This is a genomic window from Pseudoalteromonas ruthenica, from assembly GCF_008808095.1.
GTDB lineage: Bacteria > Pseudomonadota > Gammaproteobacteria > Enterobacterales > Alteromonadaceae > Pseudoalteromonas > Pseudoalteromonas ruthenica.
Genome location: NZ_CP023396.1, coordinates 1,717,562 through 1,733,442, shown reverse-complemented (window position 1 = coordinate 1,733,442; position 15,881 = coordinate 1,717,562). Strand labels below are relative to the sequence as shown.

The following is a 15,881-nucleotide window of genomic DNA, read 5'->3' as shown; positions in this document are numbered from 1 at the left end:
TCATTATCCTGCCGTTAACAAAAATTAAAACATCAGGTACATTTCATGTCAGGAAGACACTCGCGACAAGCGCATCAATCTGGCTTTACCCTGCTCGAAGCATTGATTGCATTCATTATTCTTAGCGTAGGTTTGCTGGGCGCTGTGGCGCTTCAAGCTAAAGCGAAACAAGCCAGCTTTGATTCCATGCAGCGAGCCGCTGCTATAGCCCTAGGAAATGACATCATCCAACGCATAAGAGCGAATGATGTAAATAACGCCGATACGCTCTACAACTTTAGCTTTAATAGCACTGAGGCTATTGATGACTCTGCAAATTGCCAGAATAACATTTGTTCACCAGAGCAATTGGCTTCTTTCGATCGTGCTCAGTGGCAAAGAGCAATTCGAGCTCGAGAAAATAGCGGTACGCTGGATAATGCTGTGGTTTGTATTAGCCCGAATAGAACTAATGGCCCCGTAACCAGCGAAGTTCAGCTTACAGTCGTTGTTACTTGGGAAGGCCGCCAATCTCTAAATGGGGGGCTCACCGGCGGTGTTAATTGTGGCGATAATAACTCAGAGCGACGTGCACTAGTGTTAAACAGCTCTGTTCATTTAAGAGCGCCTTAGGGAGTATTATTGATGGAATCAAGAACTAAACAACTGGGCCTAACTCTTGTAGAAATGATGGTTTCCTTGCTTGTTGGAGCAGTCATCTTAGCAGGCGTCATGTTTACCTATGTGGGAATGAAGGCAACCACGAATGACACTATGTCGATTGGCGAATTGCAGGAAACCGGACGGCTGGCCCTCGAAATTATCTCTTCAGATATTCAGCAAGCCGGCTTTTGGGGAACTTTTTATGAAAAAGGCCTGACACCCAGCAATACGCAAACATTGCCACCTCCGGCAGCTGAGTGTGCTAGTGGTCCAAACAACGGCTCATTTCCCGATGGCTCTAATGTACCTTTCTTATTTGTATTTGCTTTAACGTCAACGGGAGCGGATCATTTTGGTTGCCTAACATCTCCGAATGATAACTCAGACATCATTCAGGTTAAGCGCTTGGAAGGAAATAACACGTTGCCCGGCGGGATGCAGGGAAATAGATATTATTTCGTGGCGGCTCATAATGAAGCGCAGTTTACCACCAGCGCCTTAGGTGCTCTCCCCAAGCCTAATGCGACAATTTGGCCATACACACATAATGTCTACTACGTTGACGAGCAGACCTTCGTTGTAAACGGAGAAAACTTAACAATACCTGTACTCATGCGCAGGCGTCTCACTACGGCAGGTATGCGTGCAGAGACAGTGATGGAAGGGGTTGAGAACATTTACTTAAACTTTGGCTTAGACACCAACGGTGATAATCGAGTAGATAGCTACAGGAGTGCAAATCAGATGCAATTGGCGGACTGGGCTCAACAAGGAGTTCAGGTTTTGACGATTCAACTTAATGTACTGGTACGAGCTTTACAGCCTGACCCTAGCGCCAATATTGTAAACCAAACCTATCAGCTGGGTGGGGTAAATGGTCGCACTTTGAATTTCAATGACAATTTTCGTCGCGCAGTATTCACATCAACAATACAGCTCAGAAATGTAGGAGCAAACTTATGGTCAATATAGCGACTCAGCGAGGGATTGTGCTTGTTGCAGCACTAGTCATGTTGCTGGCAGTAACAGGTATTGCCGTCACTCTTATGAGCAGCTCTAGTATAGATATAAAGACAACTAATGCGGCTCAAGAACGAGAACGTGCTGACCACCAGTTGATGGGTGAAGTAGAGGCGGCGATTGCAAGCGAAGTAAATAGAGGCACTGATAGTCGCTTTTTATGGACTTTAGCTCAATTTGCGCAAAGCAATGATGTTGTATCGTTGAACGTTACAGGAAACGCGAGTACGTCAACGCTAACGAATATGAACCCAGGGCCGGCGACGCTTAACTGCCCTAGAAGGTTTGATTATACCGAGGGTGTGGTGTGTAACATAATGCAATTAGATACCACGTTAAACTACGGTGGAAAAAGCTCTCATGATGTAGCCCTTTCTAGCGGTATAGCTCAAGAGCTACTGGATATTAATAAGACTCAATAAATGAAAGGGCAAGGATAGTGAAGGCATTTAAATACAGTGGCATTGCAGCTGCTTTAATGGCAGTAAGTCATAGTGCTCAGGCTGAAGATATTAAACTCTATGTGAATAGTAATGTTAAAACCGAGGAAAAGCCGAGAGTTATTGTAGTTTTCGATACCTCTGGAAGTATGGGGCGAGATGCGCAAACGGGCAATAATTGCAGTAACTGTACGACCCGTATGGATGTTGCCAAAACGGCTATTTCAGACTTGGTGGAAAAGAATAAATCGGACATCGATTTTGGCTTAATGCGTTTAAGGAGTAATTACGGTGGTTATGTAGTTGCCGGTTTAGGCTCAAGCGCATCTAAAATAAAGAATGAAATAGACGATTTAGAAGATGGCGGCAATACACCTATTGAAGAGACTTTATATGAAGCTTATCGCTACTTAACTGGTGGTGAAGTTGACCAAGCTAAATGGGCTGACAACCGTGATACCAGTGTTGAGTTAGGTGATAACTATATATCGCCATTTTCTAAATATACAGATGCCCGTTGCGATAACTCTATTAACATGATTCTAATGACCGACGGTGACCCAACCAGTGATAACGATAGAGACGGTACTATTGAGGATCTGCACAAGGAAATATTTGGGTACAAGGCTAACGAGTTGCACGGTAGCTCATTACATATTCTCGCGAAGTCGATGTACGGGCTTGGCTCAGATAATGCCGATGAAAATATCAATATCGATTTGTATAGCACTACCTCCAAAGTAAAAGATTTCGCCCGTACCTATACTATAGGCTTTGGTAATGGTATGTCCGCTGACGGTAAAGAGTTACTAGAGCAAACAGCCAAATTAGGTGGAGGACAATATATACATGCCGAAACCGGTGACAAGTTAAGCGAGGCGCTAGAAAATACAATTAATAAAATCCGAGAGGTTAACGATACGTTTACCTCCCCTGCTATCGCTAGTAATAACTTCGACAGAACACGTAGCCGCGACTCTTTATATTACGCAATGTTTTATCCTGATGAAGGAACGCGTTGGTCAGGTAACCTTAAAAAATTGAGAGTAAGTGGTGATGATGTCTTAGATTCTAACCAAGTGAGTGCGTTGGATGATACAACAGGTACTCTTAAAAAGAATGCCCGCACTTACTGGTTACCAGATGGTGAAGATAACGATGGAGCTGTAGTGCATCGCGGTGGAGTCAATGGGGCGCTCGTCAGAGCAAGTAGTCGAACAGTTTACACCGACACAGGTGGAGGGCTAACCCCTTTTGACTTTCAAAAAATGCATGAAGGGCTTGGGGGATCGCAAAAAGCTGAAAAAGCATTAAGAGGTCTTTTTGGCTCTACCAGCAATCAAGATGTCAAAAAATTGATCAAGTGGTCTCTTGGTGAGGATGCATTTGACGATGACAGTGACGGTGATGTGACCGAAAAGCGCGACGCTATAATGGGCGACCCACTGCACTCCAAGCCTGTAGCGATAGATTATGGTGGTGATGTACGTATCTTAGTGGGAACTAATGCCGGTTATGTTCATATGTTTAAAGACGATGAGCAAGCCAATACAGTGAGCGAGAGCTGGGCATTTATTCCTTCGGAGCTATTCGACATCATCAAGCCGTTAAAAAATAATGATACTGGCAAGCTGTATGGAATGGATGGGCCAATATCTGTTCACTTTGATGATAAAAACGGCAATGGTGTCGTTGAAGATGGTGATAAGGTATGGGCATTTTTCGGCATGCGACGTGGTGGCAGTAGTTACTACGCTTTGGATTTGTCGAACAAGGATAAACCAGAGTTGCTTTGGACCATTTCATCAGGTGATGGAGACTTTGCCGAAATGGGTCAATCTTGGTCACGAATGGAAGTTGTCTACGTAAATCATCATCAATACAAGGGAAAACCATTACTAGCATTTGGCGCCGGTTACGATACTAACAAAGACAATGTAACACGCTCCTCAGATACGAAAGGAGTAGGTATTTTCCTTGTTGATGCTGAATCGGGAAAGCTAGTGTGGAAAAAAACCTCAAAGAATGGTTTCACCGGTAGTCACAGCATCGCATCAAATATCTCATACTTAGACTCCGATTATGATGGTTATGTTGACCGCTTCTATGCGTCTGATACAGGTGGTGACGTTTGGCGATTTGATTTGCCTGGAGACAATCCTTCAAGTAGTGAAACACCTTGGACACACTTTAAACTTGCTTCCCTAGGAGGTGCAACAGCGGGGAGTGACCGTCGTTTCTTCTATAAACCCATGGTGGCAAGAACTTATTTCAGTAAAGTGGTTTCTACTGAAATAGAGGAGGACGGTAAAACCACTACAAGCTATACAAGACAATCAACGCCCTATGATGCGATCTTGCTAGGCAGTGGTAATCGTCCAGAACCTTTGGCAACATCGGTCAGTGATATGCTGTTTATGATCCGTGATGAAAACGTGATTACGCAGTCATTTAAAGATAATACTCCTGCTCCTGTGACGTTTGGCGATTTAATGAACGTCAATGATGATAAGTTCGCAGCTAAACTTGACGATGTGGAGGGCTTTATGGAGTTGGAATACAAACTTGGCAACAACTTTGATGGTTGGTATTACAGCCTAGGTGTCGGAGAGAAATCGTTAGCAGCACCGACGGTTGTTGGTGGAGTGGCTTACTTTAGTAGTTTTATTCCAGGATCAGAGGATAGTACGAAAAACCAATGTTCTTTGGGTGGTGGTGAAGGTGGCATTTATGCATTCCATTTACACTATGGCACGAAAGTGTATAACAATTTGAAAATTCCTGCGGGGGATTCAATTCCAGATACGCCAACGGTCGTGTGGATGGAAAACGACAAGGGAGGCTCTGAGGCGCGAATAGTCACTAAAAGCAACGTGATAGAGCCGAAAAAAGTTCAAGGGCCAGCACCGGTCGTTAAAGGTGATGATATTGAGCTCTATACTTCGCCAGCAGGCATTAGCTTGAAAACCCAACAAACCTATATTTATCGTCTTGAAGAGAATAGAGGCAACTAATGAGTGAACGTATTTCGAGTTGGAAAATCCGCTCCAAATCAGTAAAACATAGCGCAGGACAGGGCTTTACTCTTATTGAAGTCATGATTGTGGTAGCAATAGTGGGAATTTTGGTTGCTGTTGCATATCCAAGCTATGCCGAGCATGTGCGTAAAGCCGCAAGAGCTGAAGCGATGAGTGCAGTTTTAGAAACAGCTAACAGGCTCGAGCAGTTTTATGTAGATAACCGTGTTTATACCAGCGATCTAACAGGGGTTGGTGTTAATACCTTGACCGAGTCTGATTATTATTCAATCTCCATTGCGCTGCAAGATAGCGCACAAGCTTTTATTGTGACTGCTGAACCTTACTCGGGCCCAGCTCTGAAAGATTCAGATTGTGGCGGGTTTACCGTTACCGACACAGGAAGAAGAGGAGTTACAGTTTCCTCGGTTTCCAGTCGTATCGATGAATGTTGGGGTAACTAATATTTAATTGACCATTTTAAGCTGTTTCAAGCGAACCGCGATTAAGTATAAGCGGTTCGCTTGCTTTAAACTTTACACTGCACAGATCTTGACGCGATTAAGTCAATAAGCCCACCACAAAAAAGCAACGCTCTCGACAAATAAGTCAAATGCTCCACGGTTAAACTCACCAAGCCATTGGTAACTCCATTGTCTAGAAGTATCTGGGTCAATGATCGCGTTTAAGGGAGTGTTAGTTAACTTTAATGGCTTCTTCGAGATGGCTCATATACTTATGAGCGAGTGTGGTGGGCGGTTATGTTATTGTAAGAGATATTTTTCTCACAAAAGACTTGGCTACGTTTGAATAGTAAAGGGTAAGAGAGTAATGGGGATATGCTTACTGTTAAAAACCCACTTACCCTATTCTTTAGCCTATTACAAAGGGAAGTTTGTCAGTGCTAGACACAGCCCGAGTTAGTGCTCCCCCTATACAAAGTGCTTCCCGACTGCGTAAGAGTTAAGGTACGCTCTGAATCATTGCCGGCGCTAGGGCAGTAGGCAAAGTCTCCATTTTGGTTTAAACCGACTCTTCCGGTAGCGTCGAACCTTATCGGGCTGTTTCCAGAATATGTAAGAGTGTCATTGGCCGGGACGGTTTTCATTTCCCTCAATAAAGTGTCATTACCGCCAAACTGGCCGTTATCATCATCATCTACAAATATCGCCACAGCATTATTTTGCCAATCATTACTACAACTGGCACCACTAAGGGGGCATACCACGATAGTTGCGTCTGTTGAGGTAGCCTTGGCTCTTGCGAACATCAACTGGCGTTTCAGCTCGTGTAATTGATTTTCAGCCCTATCGCTTGCTATTAGATCTGTTGAATCGGAGAGAGTGATTGTCGCAACGATGCCAACAATACCTAAAGTCACCAGTAATTCTAACAAGGTGACACCGGACTGAAATTTACGTAGCTCCATTGTTGTAAAATCCGTGTTTTTTATTTAGAAACAATCATATCATTTTGATTATACATGTCATTAACTTTGTTCCCATGCAAAGACCTCAGCGCTGTGGAGTTTAGAGTAGGTGAATACTGTGACCATATTCTATTGGTCTAGCCTCTTAGTTTTTATTGGGCTGCTTACGTAATCAGTGAGTAGATAGTTGCGATAAGTAGGTTAGTGATAATGACCTAGTAAAATAGGCTTGTTGCTGTTCCTATACTGGGTTATTTATCAATTTAGGGTGCCGCTCATGACTGATTTCGCACCGTTAGCATCTCTTTCAGTTGTGGCTTTTGCATCAGTTACTAGAATGTTAACTATGAAGTTGCAAATTAGAGTTTAACTATTATGCGAGAGCAAAATGGCTTCACTTTACTAGAAACATTAATAGCTTTTATTGTGCTTGTCTTTGGTTTACTGGGTGCAGTTGCGCTACAAGCCAAAGCTAAGCAAGCCACCTACGATTCTATGCAGCGCTCTGCTGCGTTAGGTGTTGCTCATGATGTTATTGGCCGCATTAAAGCCAATACACTAGCAGCAATGGCGGGAGCATATAACGTCACCGTCTCAAGCGACGATCCTGTTGCTGCTAATTATGCCTCGTGTATCAATGCTAATTGTGGTTCAGGCGCACTTGCCGCATTTGATATCGAACAGTGGCGCCGGGCAATAAGAGCTCAGGAAAACACTGGTGCATTAGCCGATGCCACTGTTTGTGTTGATACACGTGTCAATGGCGAACAGCTAGATATCGATGTCATTGTTTCTTGGGCATCTCGCCAAGAACTCGCGAGCACCGGGGATATTGTTCAAAGCAAAGATGAGTGCGGTGGTCAGAGCAATCAACGAAGAGCCCTCGCTTTGGAGTCATTCGCCTATGTTCGCTAATTCTATTCCTTTAAATAAAGCCCATGGTTATACACTGGTTGAGTTAATTGTCGCCATGGTTGTGGGTTTATTCCTTCTAGGCGGTGTCATGTTTACGTATGTAAGTATGAAAACAACGACGTCCGATACCGTCGAAATGGGTGAACTACAGGAAACCGGCCGAATGGCCTTAGATATTATCAGTCGCGACTTGGAAATGGCGGGATTCTGGGGCACTTACGGAATGAGTTCTCTCAGTACCGGTAGTGTCGATGTCACTGGGGTGGTCAATCCAGGCAATGATTGCACCGCTGGGCTGAATAATGCCAGTTTCCCTGTTAACAGTCCAAGCAGCTTTAAATACTTGTATAGTGTCACGGCTGTGGCTGGCGCTAATTTAGGGTGCATAGATGACGCGGTCGCTGACAGCGACATTATCCAAATCAAGCGTGTCGCTGGAGACGATGTAACGGGTCAGGCAACCAATAATAATGATTACTATATAGAAACAGATATATCCTCAGCTCGCATTTTCATAGGGGACGGTGCAATTGCCACTCCTGCCAATATGAATGGATCGGTATGGCGCTATACCCACCATGTTTACTACATCAATGAGCAGTCGTATCAGTCAGGGGATGAAACCGTTACTGTCCCCGTACTGATGAGAAAACGCCTTACGCCAACAGGGGGGATGGTGACAGAGTCGGTACTTGAGGGAGTGGAGAATATTCGTCTTCTTTACGGGCTGGATAATAACGGTGACCGCAACGTCGATACGTATTTAAGCGCAGCGCAAATGAGCGCCTCAGAGTGGGAACAAGTAAGCTCTAAAGTGTTAACTGTGCAGCTATTTGCGCTAGTACGGGCCACAGAGTCAGATAGAAATATGAGTAAAACAAACCAAACATACATCTTAGGTGGGGAAGGTGGAACTGAGCGACGTTTAAGCTTTGATGATAATTTCCGTCGTCTCGTTTATGTATCCACTGTTCAAGTACGTAATGCAGAGGTCGAAACATGGTGAATACGCAGCAATATCAAGGTGGGGTCGTACTTATCGCATCTTTAGTCATGGTGCTTATCGTATCCGGTATCGCGGTAACCCTTATGAGTGCAAGCAGTGTGGATATGAAAGTTGTGAATGCCGCTCAAGATTATGATGTTGCCAGTGAGCAAGCATTGGCTGACTCGGAGCGCGCGGTGTTCGATGAAAAGCAAAAGGCAGCGACGGTAAGCGCGCTTTACTTCAACCGAGGTGAATTTAACGCCGGTGGCGACGAGTTTGTCCAGCTTGAGCCTGCAGGAGCACAAGCATCGCTGCGATTATTTCACAATAACGACGGCCCCCAAGACTTGGACTGTCCACCCAGAGCCAACCCAACACCAGGTATAAAATGCAATATGCTGAGTCTGCGAAGTCGCGTTGAGTATGGTAAATCGAATAGGCATAACGTGACTGTTGTCTCGGGGTTAGCCCAAGAGATGGCAAGTATATCGAGCCAGTAAGTCATATAGGTGAATGACATGAAACTGTTTAAATTATTAGTAATAGCATCGCTCACCTTCAGTGTGAGCAAATCCTTTGGTGAGGATATTGAACTTTATGTAGGCAATAAATTTTTCACCTCATCAGGAAAGCCTCAAGTACTTATTATTTTTGATAACTCAGCCAGTATGAATGGGCTGATAGAAACGACAAAAAGCTACGACCCTGATGTGACCTATGATGTCGTATCCTCTTTTGATAACTCGCTTAATGAAGACTTCGTTTATTTTACTATTGGTTCAGGCGTGGATCAGCAGCTACCGCGTACTGACAGCAACAGTGATACCAAGCGCTTTCATAGCTATGTTAACGGGTGTGATGCTGCGAGAGAGTCTTTGCAGCAATATGGCTTCTATACCGGCTATATTCGAGAGCATCAATATAAAGGAAATACCGGCTCTTGGGTTGATCTCAAAGACAATAGCGGTGCCAATACTATCTCCGCACTTGACTGCCTCGATGATATCCTTAACGAGAATACTGATAATACCGGGTTGGAGATAAAGATAGGCGGCACAACCTATAAGTCTGGGGACACCGAGTTGACGGGCTTGCCTATTAGCGGCGCATCAAAAAGCAGAAATGACTTTTACACCCAATCAAGTTCCGTGACGAAGGAGCAAAAAGACAAAGCCAGCGCGGATTTCAGTGGCGGTGAGGTCGTGACACTTTACCATCCTAATTACCTGCGTTGGTATCATGCGACGGACAAAGAGACAGAGGTTAAGTCCAAGTTAGATGTGGCCAAAGAATCCATCACGACGGTGCTAAACGCCACACCCATTGTCGATTTCGGCTTAATGGTGTTCAACCTTAACTACCCTAGAGAAAATACCCGAGATGGTGGCAGGGTCATTGCCAATTTTGGCCAGAGCAACGCCGATATTATCGGTGAAATTTCGGGCATTGATGGTGAAACCAATACACCATTATGTGAGACAACTTACGAGGCGTTCCGCTTTTTCGCTGGCCAAAGTGTGTGGTACGGCGATGATGATACCAATTGCAGAAGAAACGAGTGTGGCTTTAGATATACAGGTAACACCCCTGCAATGGATCTTTCGGCAGTCAGCAATAGTGTATATAAATCACCGTTTTCTGGTGGTTGCTCTAAAGAAGCTTACATTATTCTCATTACTGATGGTGTTCCAACGGTGGACAAAGCGGCAGATGGCTTAGTGTCTTCCCTTGTTTCTACGACTAACCAGCCTGATATCAGTGATCCAGTGGTGACCTCAACGACTCCCTACAATGATGACACGTTAAGCACTTCTAACTATCTGCCGAACTTAACTCATTGGATGCATCACAATGATGTGAATACCTCAGTAGACGATATACAACGTGTGAGTACTTTTACCATTGGTTTTAGTGATGGTGCTGATGATGCTGCTGGGCTGCTTAAAGAGGCGGCGACAGCAACAAAAAGTAACGGTGACAAAGGGTATTTTGCGGCGCAAAATGCCATTGAACTATCGCAATCTTTTGGCCAAGCGTTAGCAGAAATCCTCAAAGTAAATACTACATTTACGGCGCCAGCCGTAGCCAGTAACAACTTCGATAGAACCCAAACACTCGACTCGGTCTACTATGCCATGTTTTTACCTGAAGAAGGTGCGCGTTGGTCGGGTAATTTGAAAAAGTTAAAAGTAGATGGCACCAAAATTGTTGACAGTAAAGGCAACTTGGCTATTGATGGTGCCTCAGGCAGTGAAGGAAATATTAAAGACAGCGCCGTTACTTTTTGGACGAAAGATGGCAAAGCCGATGGCAACGAGGTTAAAAAAGGTGGCGTAAACGCGGTGCTGGCAGCTCTTAATAGTCGCACGATTTACACTGATATTGGTGCAGGGACAGGCGAAATGCCGAAATTTACCTTGGCGAATGCGTTATCCTATGCAGGCTCTCAAGCCGACCTTGGCACTTATCTCGGCACACCCGTTGAACGGCTAGACTCATTATTCGAATGGGCTAAAGGTAAAGACGTTGATGATGATGACTCCGATGGTAATACATCAGAGCTGCGTAGTGATATATTCGCCGACCCGCTGCATTCTAAACCACTTGCGATAGCTTACAGCGACGGCAGTATCCGCATTGCGGTAGGAACCAATGGCGGTTCATTGCATCTTTTCAAAGACAACGGCAATACCATTGAAGAGGAGTGGAGCTTCATCCCTTATGAACTTTATCCGAATCTCACTACTTTACGTCGCAATATAAAAGGCGAGAAAGTGTATGGTATGGATGGTTCACCCTCTATGTACTTCGATGATAAAAATGAGAACGGTGTCGTCGACCCGACCGACCGAGTATGGTTATTCACTGGTATGCGTCGCGGCGGTGATACTTACTACGCCTTTGATATAAGTACCCCAAGCTCGCCGAAGCTAATGTGGAAGGTAGACGCCAATACCGCAGGTATGAGCGAGCTCGGGCAAACATGGTCTCAGCCTAAAGTCACGTTTATAGAGAAAAACGGCACTAAACCAGTTGTGATTGTAGGCGCAGGCTATGACATTAATAAAGATGCTGACAATATTAGCCCGGACAACTCTGGCCGGGGTGTTTATATCTTAGATGCACAAACCGGCGATTTAGTGTGGTCTTTTACTCCTGGCGCTAATGGTAATGGTAATACCACCTATGAGGGACAGCACAGCATTCCCGGTGATATAGCGTTGCTTGATTCTGATTACGATGGTTTCACCGATCGGCTTTACGCAGCTGATACCGGTGGCGATGTATGGCGATTTGATTTACCGACGGATAATCCTGTAGGTAGTGAGCCATGGACAGCCGTGCAGATTGCTGATTTGTCAATTTCTGGCAACGAGCGTCGATTCTTCTATCAGCCGGAGGTGGCAAGAACTTACTTTAGTAAAGTGTCCGAATACACCACTATCATTGATGAAGAGTCTTCGACACAAGTTGTGCGTGAGGAAACGCCTTATGAAGCAATCGTACTCGGTAGTGGTAACCGGGCTCATCCACTTGACGCAAGCGAAGATAATCATCTAATTATGCTGCGTGATGAAAATACCATAACGCAGTCGTTGCGTGGTGAAGATATACCAGCCGTTATCACTATGGATGATTTAATGGATATTACTAATGATCCGTTCACCGCCAAATTAAATGACGACAGTGGTTTTGTTGAGTTAGAGAAAGATCTCGCTCAATTCTCAGGATGGAAGTATAGCCTTGGTGCAAATGAGAAGGCGTTGTCAGCAGCAGCCGTGGTCGGTGGTGTTGCTTATTTCACGACTTTTGTTCCCTCGGAAGAGAATGATCTGCAGCAGTGCTCGCTCAAAGGTGGTGGTGGTAGCTTGTATGCATTCCATCTGCACTACGGTGCAAAAGTGTATGATCAACTAAAATTTGATTTAGGGAATAAGGTGCCTGATACGCCGACACTGTTCTTTACCAAGGTAGATGATCCGGATACCGCAGAGGAAGAAAGTGAAAGTCAGTTTATTTTAATTGGTGCGGGTAAAGGTGATGGTGAAGGCACCTTGAAAGCGAAATCGATTGAGCCAAACGGACGTCCCGGAGACTGCGGTATGGCAAGTTGTGATGAAAACCCATTTGGGTTTAAAACGCATCGCACTTACATATATAAAGAGGAGACAATTGATTAATGAAGCATGTTAAAGGGTTTACCTTGATTGAGCTCATGGTGGCTGTTGCTATTGTAGGTATTTTGGCAGCTGTTGCTTACCCCAATTATCAGCAGTTTGTTATCAGTAGCGCCCGTTCAGAGGCTATGACGGCCTTGCTAGACGCTGCAAGCAAACAAGAGCAGTTTTTTGCCGATAATCGTCAATACACAACCTCCATGGCCGATCTCGGGCTTTCAAATTCAACGGAGTCAGATTTGTACTCATTGTCGGCAACAGTGAATGCTCGAAGCTTTATTATTACTGCTACTCCAGCTTCTGGGGTGGCTTTAAAAGACGGCGAGTGCGCATCTTTCACAATTAATGAAGTGGGTGTGAAGGGGTCGACAGGGAGCGCTGACACCGACACTTGCTGGAAGAGGTGATATAAATGTTCAGATATATGTTTTTGGCCTTAGTTGTAATAGCTGCGACTCAGGCCAGTGCGAAAGTAGAGCTTAGGTTACTTAATGAATATAAGTGTTACGTATCACTGGAAACGGGTGTAAACCAGGTGATAGACGTACAAGTAAAGCAAAAGAGCCGACACCAAGCGGAGCTTGCTGCGTATCAGAGGGGGTACGCAGCACCACAACAGCAGCAAGCAACGAGGGTTGAACAAGTCATTCAATGTGTTGAATTCAAACAGCAGTTTGGCTCAGCTGAGGCTCGCGCTCTAGATGCCAAAAAGCTGCGCTAGCTTTTAGCACTTATCACTGTCTTGCTTTATCCGCAATCGACCAGTCTGACTAACGGTAATACGATAGGCAGGCTGGTTTAATTTATCTTCCACTGAGCAGTACACAAAGCTACCAGATTGAAAGCCACCTAGAGCCCCCGTAGGTTTAAAAGTAACAGCTCGTCTTGGGTAGTCGATGGTATCGTAGCCAATCGGAACAGTGAGAATATTCAAAATCGGCTCATCGCCGCCGCGCTGTTTATCGTTATTATTATCAACAAACACCATTATATTATTTTGCCAATTCGGTACGCAGCGCTCAGCAATCGCAGGGCATACGCTGACGTAATGATTGTTGAATATAGCGTACGATCTTGCCGCAAACAGGTGCGTGTAGAGTTGTTCAATATAATCTGAGCGGCGGTTTTGATATGCCCAATCTTGGGCGTTAAATAAAGTGACGGCTGCAAACATCGCGGCAATACCGATAGTAACAAGCAGCTCAATCAAGGTTGTGCCTACATTTGTTATATGTGAGCACATGGGGGTTGCAAGCGCGTTCATCCTTAACGCCTCAATAATCCTTTATTGGTCTTGTAAATAGTAGAACAGTTAGCCTGATGTGCAAGCTTGCTCGGTCTTACCTAAGTCTCGTACCGTTCCCGAGGCCATTACTGAGACTGCCACGTTATGCTCGTTGTCATCGGTGGGACAAAATATAAAGGACCCGTTTTGTCCTGCGGTCAGCTGGCCGCGTTGGTCAAACCGCAAGCTTTGTGTATTGCCACTGTGCACAAGCTGGCTGTTAGCGACTAAGTTGTTGATAGAGCGGTGCAGGATATCTGCATTGGCCTCGAATGTGCCGTTGTTATTTATGTCTGAAAAAATCACGATGGTGCCACTTTGCCAACTATTGAGGCAATTTCCTGAGCTACCAGGATTGGTCATGGCGCACACAATTACAGGGTCGCCCGTGGTCATCGCTTTGGCTCTGGCGAACTTTACGTTACGTTTGAGCTCGGTACTAAAATTGCTCGCTTTTTCCTGTGCTGACATTTGCGTGCTATCAAATAATGCGATAGCCAGTAATATGCCTGCAATTGCAATGGTTATCAGTAACTCTACGAGAGTGAAGCCCTTAGGTGTTGAGGTGTTACAGGTTTTCATAACTTCATCCTGATGTGGGTATTATATTAATTTTAACACTATTAACGCATTAGTCACCCCTTGGGCGTTTGCTTCAACACTCACAATTGACTAAAATCGGCGCATCTGTCATCGCGAATATAAAAAGTCATGAAAAAAATAGAAGCCATCATCAAGCCATTTAAGTTAGACGACGTCCGTGAAGCCCTTTCAGAAGTTGGTATCACCGGTATGACGGTCTGTGAGGTTAAGGGATTTGGTCGCCAAAAAGGCCATACTGAGCTTTATCGCGGTGCCGAGTACATGGTCGACTTTTTACCAAAAGTGAAGCTCGATATCGTGCTAGCCGATGAAGATGTCGAGCGTGCTATCGAAGTTATAGTGAAAACCGCACAAACCGGCAAAATAGGCGATGGTAAAATTTTCGTGACGGAAGTCGAGCGAGTGGTACGTATCCGTACGCAAGAGGAAGACGAAGAAGCGATTTAAAAGCATGTGATTTAATTTATAAATATAAAAAAACCGATGCCTTCACAGCATCGGTTTTTTTATGTGTGCGTTACTTAGCGTTCGCGTTTATTTGCCTCAAGGGTTTGTTGGGCATGTTCAGCCATATCTGGTAAGCCAAGTTTTTCGTAGCTTTTCACCATCATTTCTAACGCAGGCTCAAGGTAACTGCTTTGTGAGAAATGCTCAACAACGTACTTACCGCGATTTGCTGCGGCCAGGTAGGCTTCACGCTCGTAATAATACTGTGCCACTTTCAATTCGTTGCGAGCCATGCGGTTGAGTAGCCAAGCAAGACGACGCTTTGCCTCAGGTGCATATTTGCTGTCAGGGTAGTTGTTGACTAGAGTTGATAAGTCTTTATAGGCCACTCGAGTGCGTTTTGCGTCTCTATCGGCTCGATCTACACCAAAGTATTCTTGGAAGGCATTCTTATCGGCCTTAATATTGACCAAGCCACGCATGTAGTACATGTAGTCTAAGTCTTTGTGGTTCGGGTTTAAGCGAATAAAGCGGTCAATAGTGGCCAAAGCTTGCTCTGTATTGCCAGTTTGGTAATGCGCATAGACTAAGTCCATTTGCACTTGTTTAGAGAAAGGGCCAAACGGATAGCGAGAATCAATGGCGGTAAGTAGCTCGATTGCCCGGGCATATAAGCCTGAATCTAAGGTTTCGCGTGCATCTTCATACAAAGCTTGTGCGGATTTGTTGGGTACGCGCTCAATTTCTTGTTGTTCTGGCGCGGATGAACATGCGCTAAGTAAGGAGGCCGTAAATACGACTGCAAGTGCCCGTTTACTTATTTTATTTATCATTAATTAGGTACCTTCGTTGTCTTCGGCTAGGCCAAGTAGGTAAAACCGAGTAAACTATGCGAATTATGCGATTCTAACCCAGTC

16 protein-coding genes are annotated in these 15,881 nt (G+C 44.8%); 12 read left to right on the top strand and 4 right to left on the bottom strand.

Annotated elements, in window-relative coordinates; genetic code table 11:
- The first annotated feature begins 45 nt into the window (after window positions 1–45).
- From pilV (PRUTH_RS08210) to PRUTH_RS08190, 5 genes are read left to right on the top strand one after another with little or no spacing between them, the layout of a single operon-like run.
- The gene (pilV, locus tag PRUTH_RS08210; protein WP_151173023.1) at window positions 46–612 is read left to right on the top strand and encodes a type IV pilus modification protein PilV; all 567 of its coding nucleotides are present in this window, start codon (window positions 46–48) and stop codon (window positions 610–612) included.
- Between the two features lie 12 nt (window positions 613–624).
- The gene (locus PRUTH_RS08205; protein WP_045978209.1) at window positions 625–1,614 is read left to right on the top strand and encodes a PilW family protein; all 990 of its coding nucleotides are present in this window, start codon (window positions 625–627) and stop codon (window positions 1,612–1,614) included.
- Window positions 1,602–2,084 (top strand): pilus assembly PilX family protein, encoded by a 483-nt coding sequence (locus tag PRUTH_RS08200; RefSeq protein ID WP_045978208.1) that lies wholly within the window; start codon window positions 1,602–1,604, stop codon window positions 2,082–2,084. The genes PRUTH_RS08205 and PRUTH_RS08200 overlap by 13 nt, the downstream gene beginning before the upstream one ends.
- Window positions 2,085–2,101: 17 nt before the next feature.
- The gene (locus PRUTH_RS08195) at window positions 2,102–5,116 is read left to right on the top strand and encodes a PilC/PilY family type IV pilus protein (RefSeq protein ID WP_257220910.1); all 3,015 of its coding nucleotides are present in this window, start codon (window positions 2,102–2,104) and stop codon (window positions 5,114–5,116) included.
- Window positions 5,116–5,583 carry a type IV pilin protein gene (locus tag PRUTH_RS08190; protein ID WP_082079247.1) on the top strand — a complete coding sequence of 156 codons (468 nt, stop codon included), beginning with the start codon at window positions 5,116–5,118 and terminating at the stop codon, window positions 5,581–5,583. The genes PRUTH_RS08195 and PRUTH_RS08190 overlap by 1 nt, the downstream gene beginning before the upstream one ends.
- 440 nt (window positions 5,584–6,023) lie before the next feature.
- Here PRUTH_RS08190 and PRUTH_RS08185 read toward each other — a convergent pair whose 3' ends face one another.
- A complete protein-coding gene (locus PRUTH_RS08185) occupies window positions 6,024–6,548 on the bottom strand; it encodes a GspH/FimT family protein (RefSeq protein WP_151173724.1) in 525 nt (174 codons plus the stop codon).
- Between the two features lie 375 nt (window positions 6,549–6,923).
- Here PRUTH_RS08185 and pilV (PRUTH_RS08180) point away from each other — a divergent pair, with 375 nt between their 5' ends.
- From pilV (PRUTH_RS08180) to PRUTH_RS08155, 6 genes are read left to right on the top strand one after another with little or no spacing between them, the layout of a single operon-like run.
- Window positions 6,924–7,463 (top strand): type IV pilus modification protein PilV, encoded by a 540-nt coding sequence (gene pilV / locus PRUTH_RS08180; protein WP_022945258.1) that lies wholly within the window; start codon window positions 6,924–6,926, stop codon window positions 7,461–7,463.
- Window positions 7,453–8,469, top strand: a complete 1,017-nt coding sequence (locus PRUTH_RS08175; protein WP_045978206.1) for a PilW family protein — start codon at window positions 7,453–7,455, stop codon at window positions 8,467–8,469. Before pilV (PRUTH_RS08180) ends, PRUTH_RS08175 begins: the two co-directional genes overlap by 11 nt.
- Entirely contained in the window at window positions 8,463–8,951 is a 489-nt protein-coding gene (locus tag PRUTH_RS08170) for a pilus assembly PilX family protein (protein WP_151173022.1), read from the top strand. The genes PRUTH_RS08175 and PRUTH_RS08170 overlap by 7 nt, the downstream gene beginning before the upstream one ends.
- An 18-nt stretch (window positions 8,952–8,969) precedes the next feature.
- Entirely contained in the window at window positions 8,970–12,632 is a 3,663-nt protein-coding gene (locus PRUTH_RS08165; RefSeq protein WP_151173021.1) for a pilus assembly protein, read from the top strand.
- Window positions 12,632–13,036: a type IV pilin protein gene (locus tag PRUTH_RS08160; RefSeq protein ID WP_045978203.1), complete on the top strand. Its 405-nt coding sequence runs from the start codon at window positions 12,632–12,634 to the stop codon at window positions 13,034–13,036. The genes PRUTH_RS08165 and PRUTH_RS08160 overlap by 1 nt, the downstream gene beginning before the upstream one ends.
- 5 nt (window positions 13,037–13,041) lie before the next feature.
- The gene (locus tag PRUTH_RS08155) at window positions 13,042–13,350 is read left to right on the top strand and encodes a TapY2 family type IVa secretion system protein (protein WP_022945253.1); all 309 of its coding nucleotides are present in this window, start codon (window positions 13,042–13,044) and stop codon (window positions 13,348–13,350) included.
- Between the two features lie 3 nt (window positions 13,351–13,353).
- Here the strand turns inward: PRUTH_RS08155 and PRUTH_RS08150 are convergent, their stop codons facing one another.
- Both PRUTH_RS08150 and PRUTH_RS08145 read right to left on the bottom strand, forming a co-directional pair.
- Window positions 13,354–13,893, bottom strand: a complete 540-nt coding sequence (locus PRUTH_RS08150; protein WP_151173020.1) for a GspH/FimT family pseudopilin — start codon at window positions 13,891–13,893, stop codon at window positions 13,354–13,356.
- Between the two features lie 48 nt (window positions 13,894–13,941).
- Window positions 13,942–14,496: a GspH/FimT family pseudopilin gene (locus tag PRUTH_RS08145; protein ID WP_151173723.1), complete on the bottom strand. Its 555-nt coding sequence runs from the start codon at window positions 14,494–14,496 to the stop codon at window positions 13,942–13,944.
- Between the two features lie 129 nt (window positions 14,497–14,625).
- Between PRUTH_RS08145 and PRUTH_RS08140 the strand changes: the two genes are divergently transcribed.
- Window positions 14,626–14,964, top strand: coding sequence for a P-II family nitrogen regulator (locus PRUTH_RS08140; protein WP_022945250.1), 339 nt, complete (start codon window positions 14,626–14,628; stop codon window positions 14,962–14,964).
- A 74-nt stretch (window positions 14,965–15,038) separates the two neighbouring features.
- Here PRUTH_RS08140 and PRUTH_RS08135 read toward each other — a convergent pair whose 3' ends face one another.
- The gene (locus PRUTH_RS08135; RefSeq protein ID WP_045978199.1) at window positions 15,039–15,797 is read right to left on the bottom strand and encodes an outer membrane protein assembly factor BamD; all 759 of its coding nucleotides are present in this window, start codon (window positions 15,795–15,797) and stop codon (window positions 15,039–15,041) included.
- Window positions 15,798–15,881 lie beyond the last annotated feature (84 nt).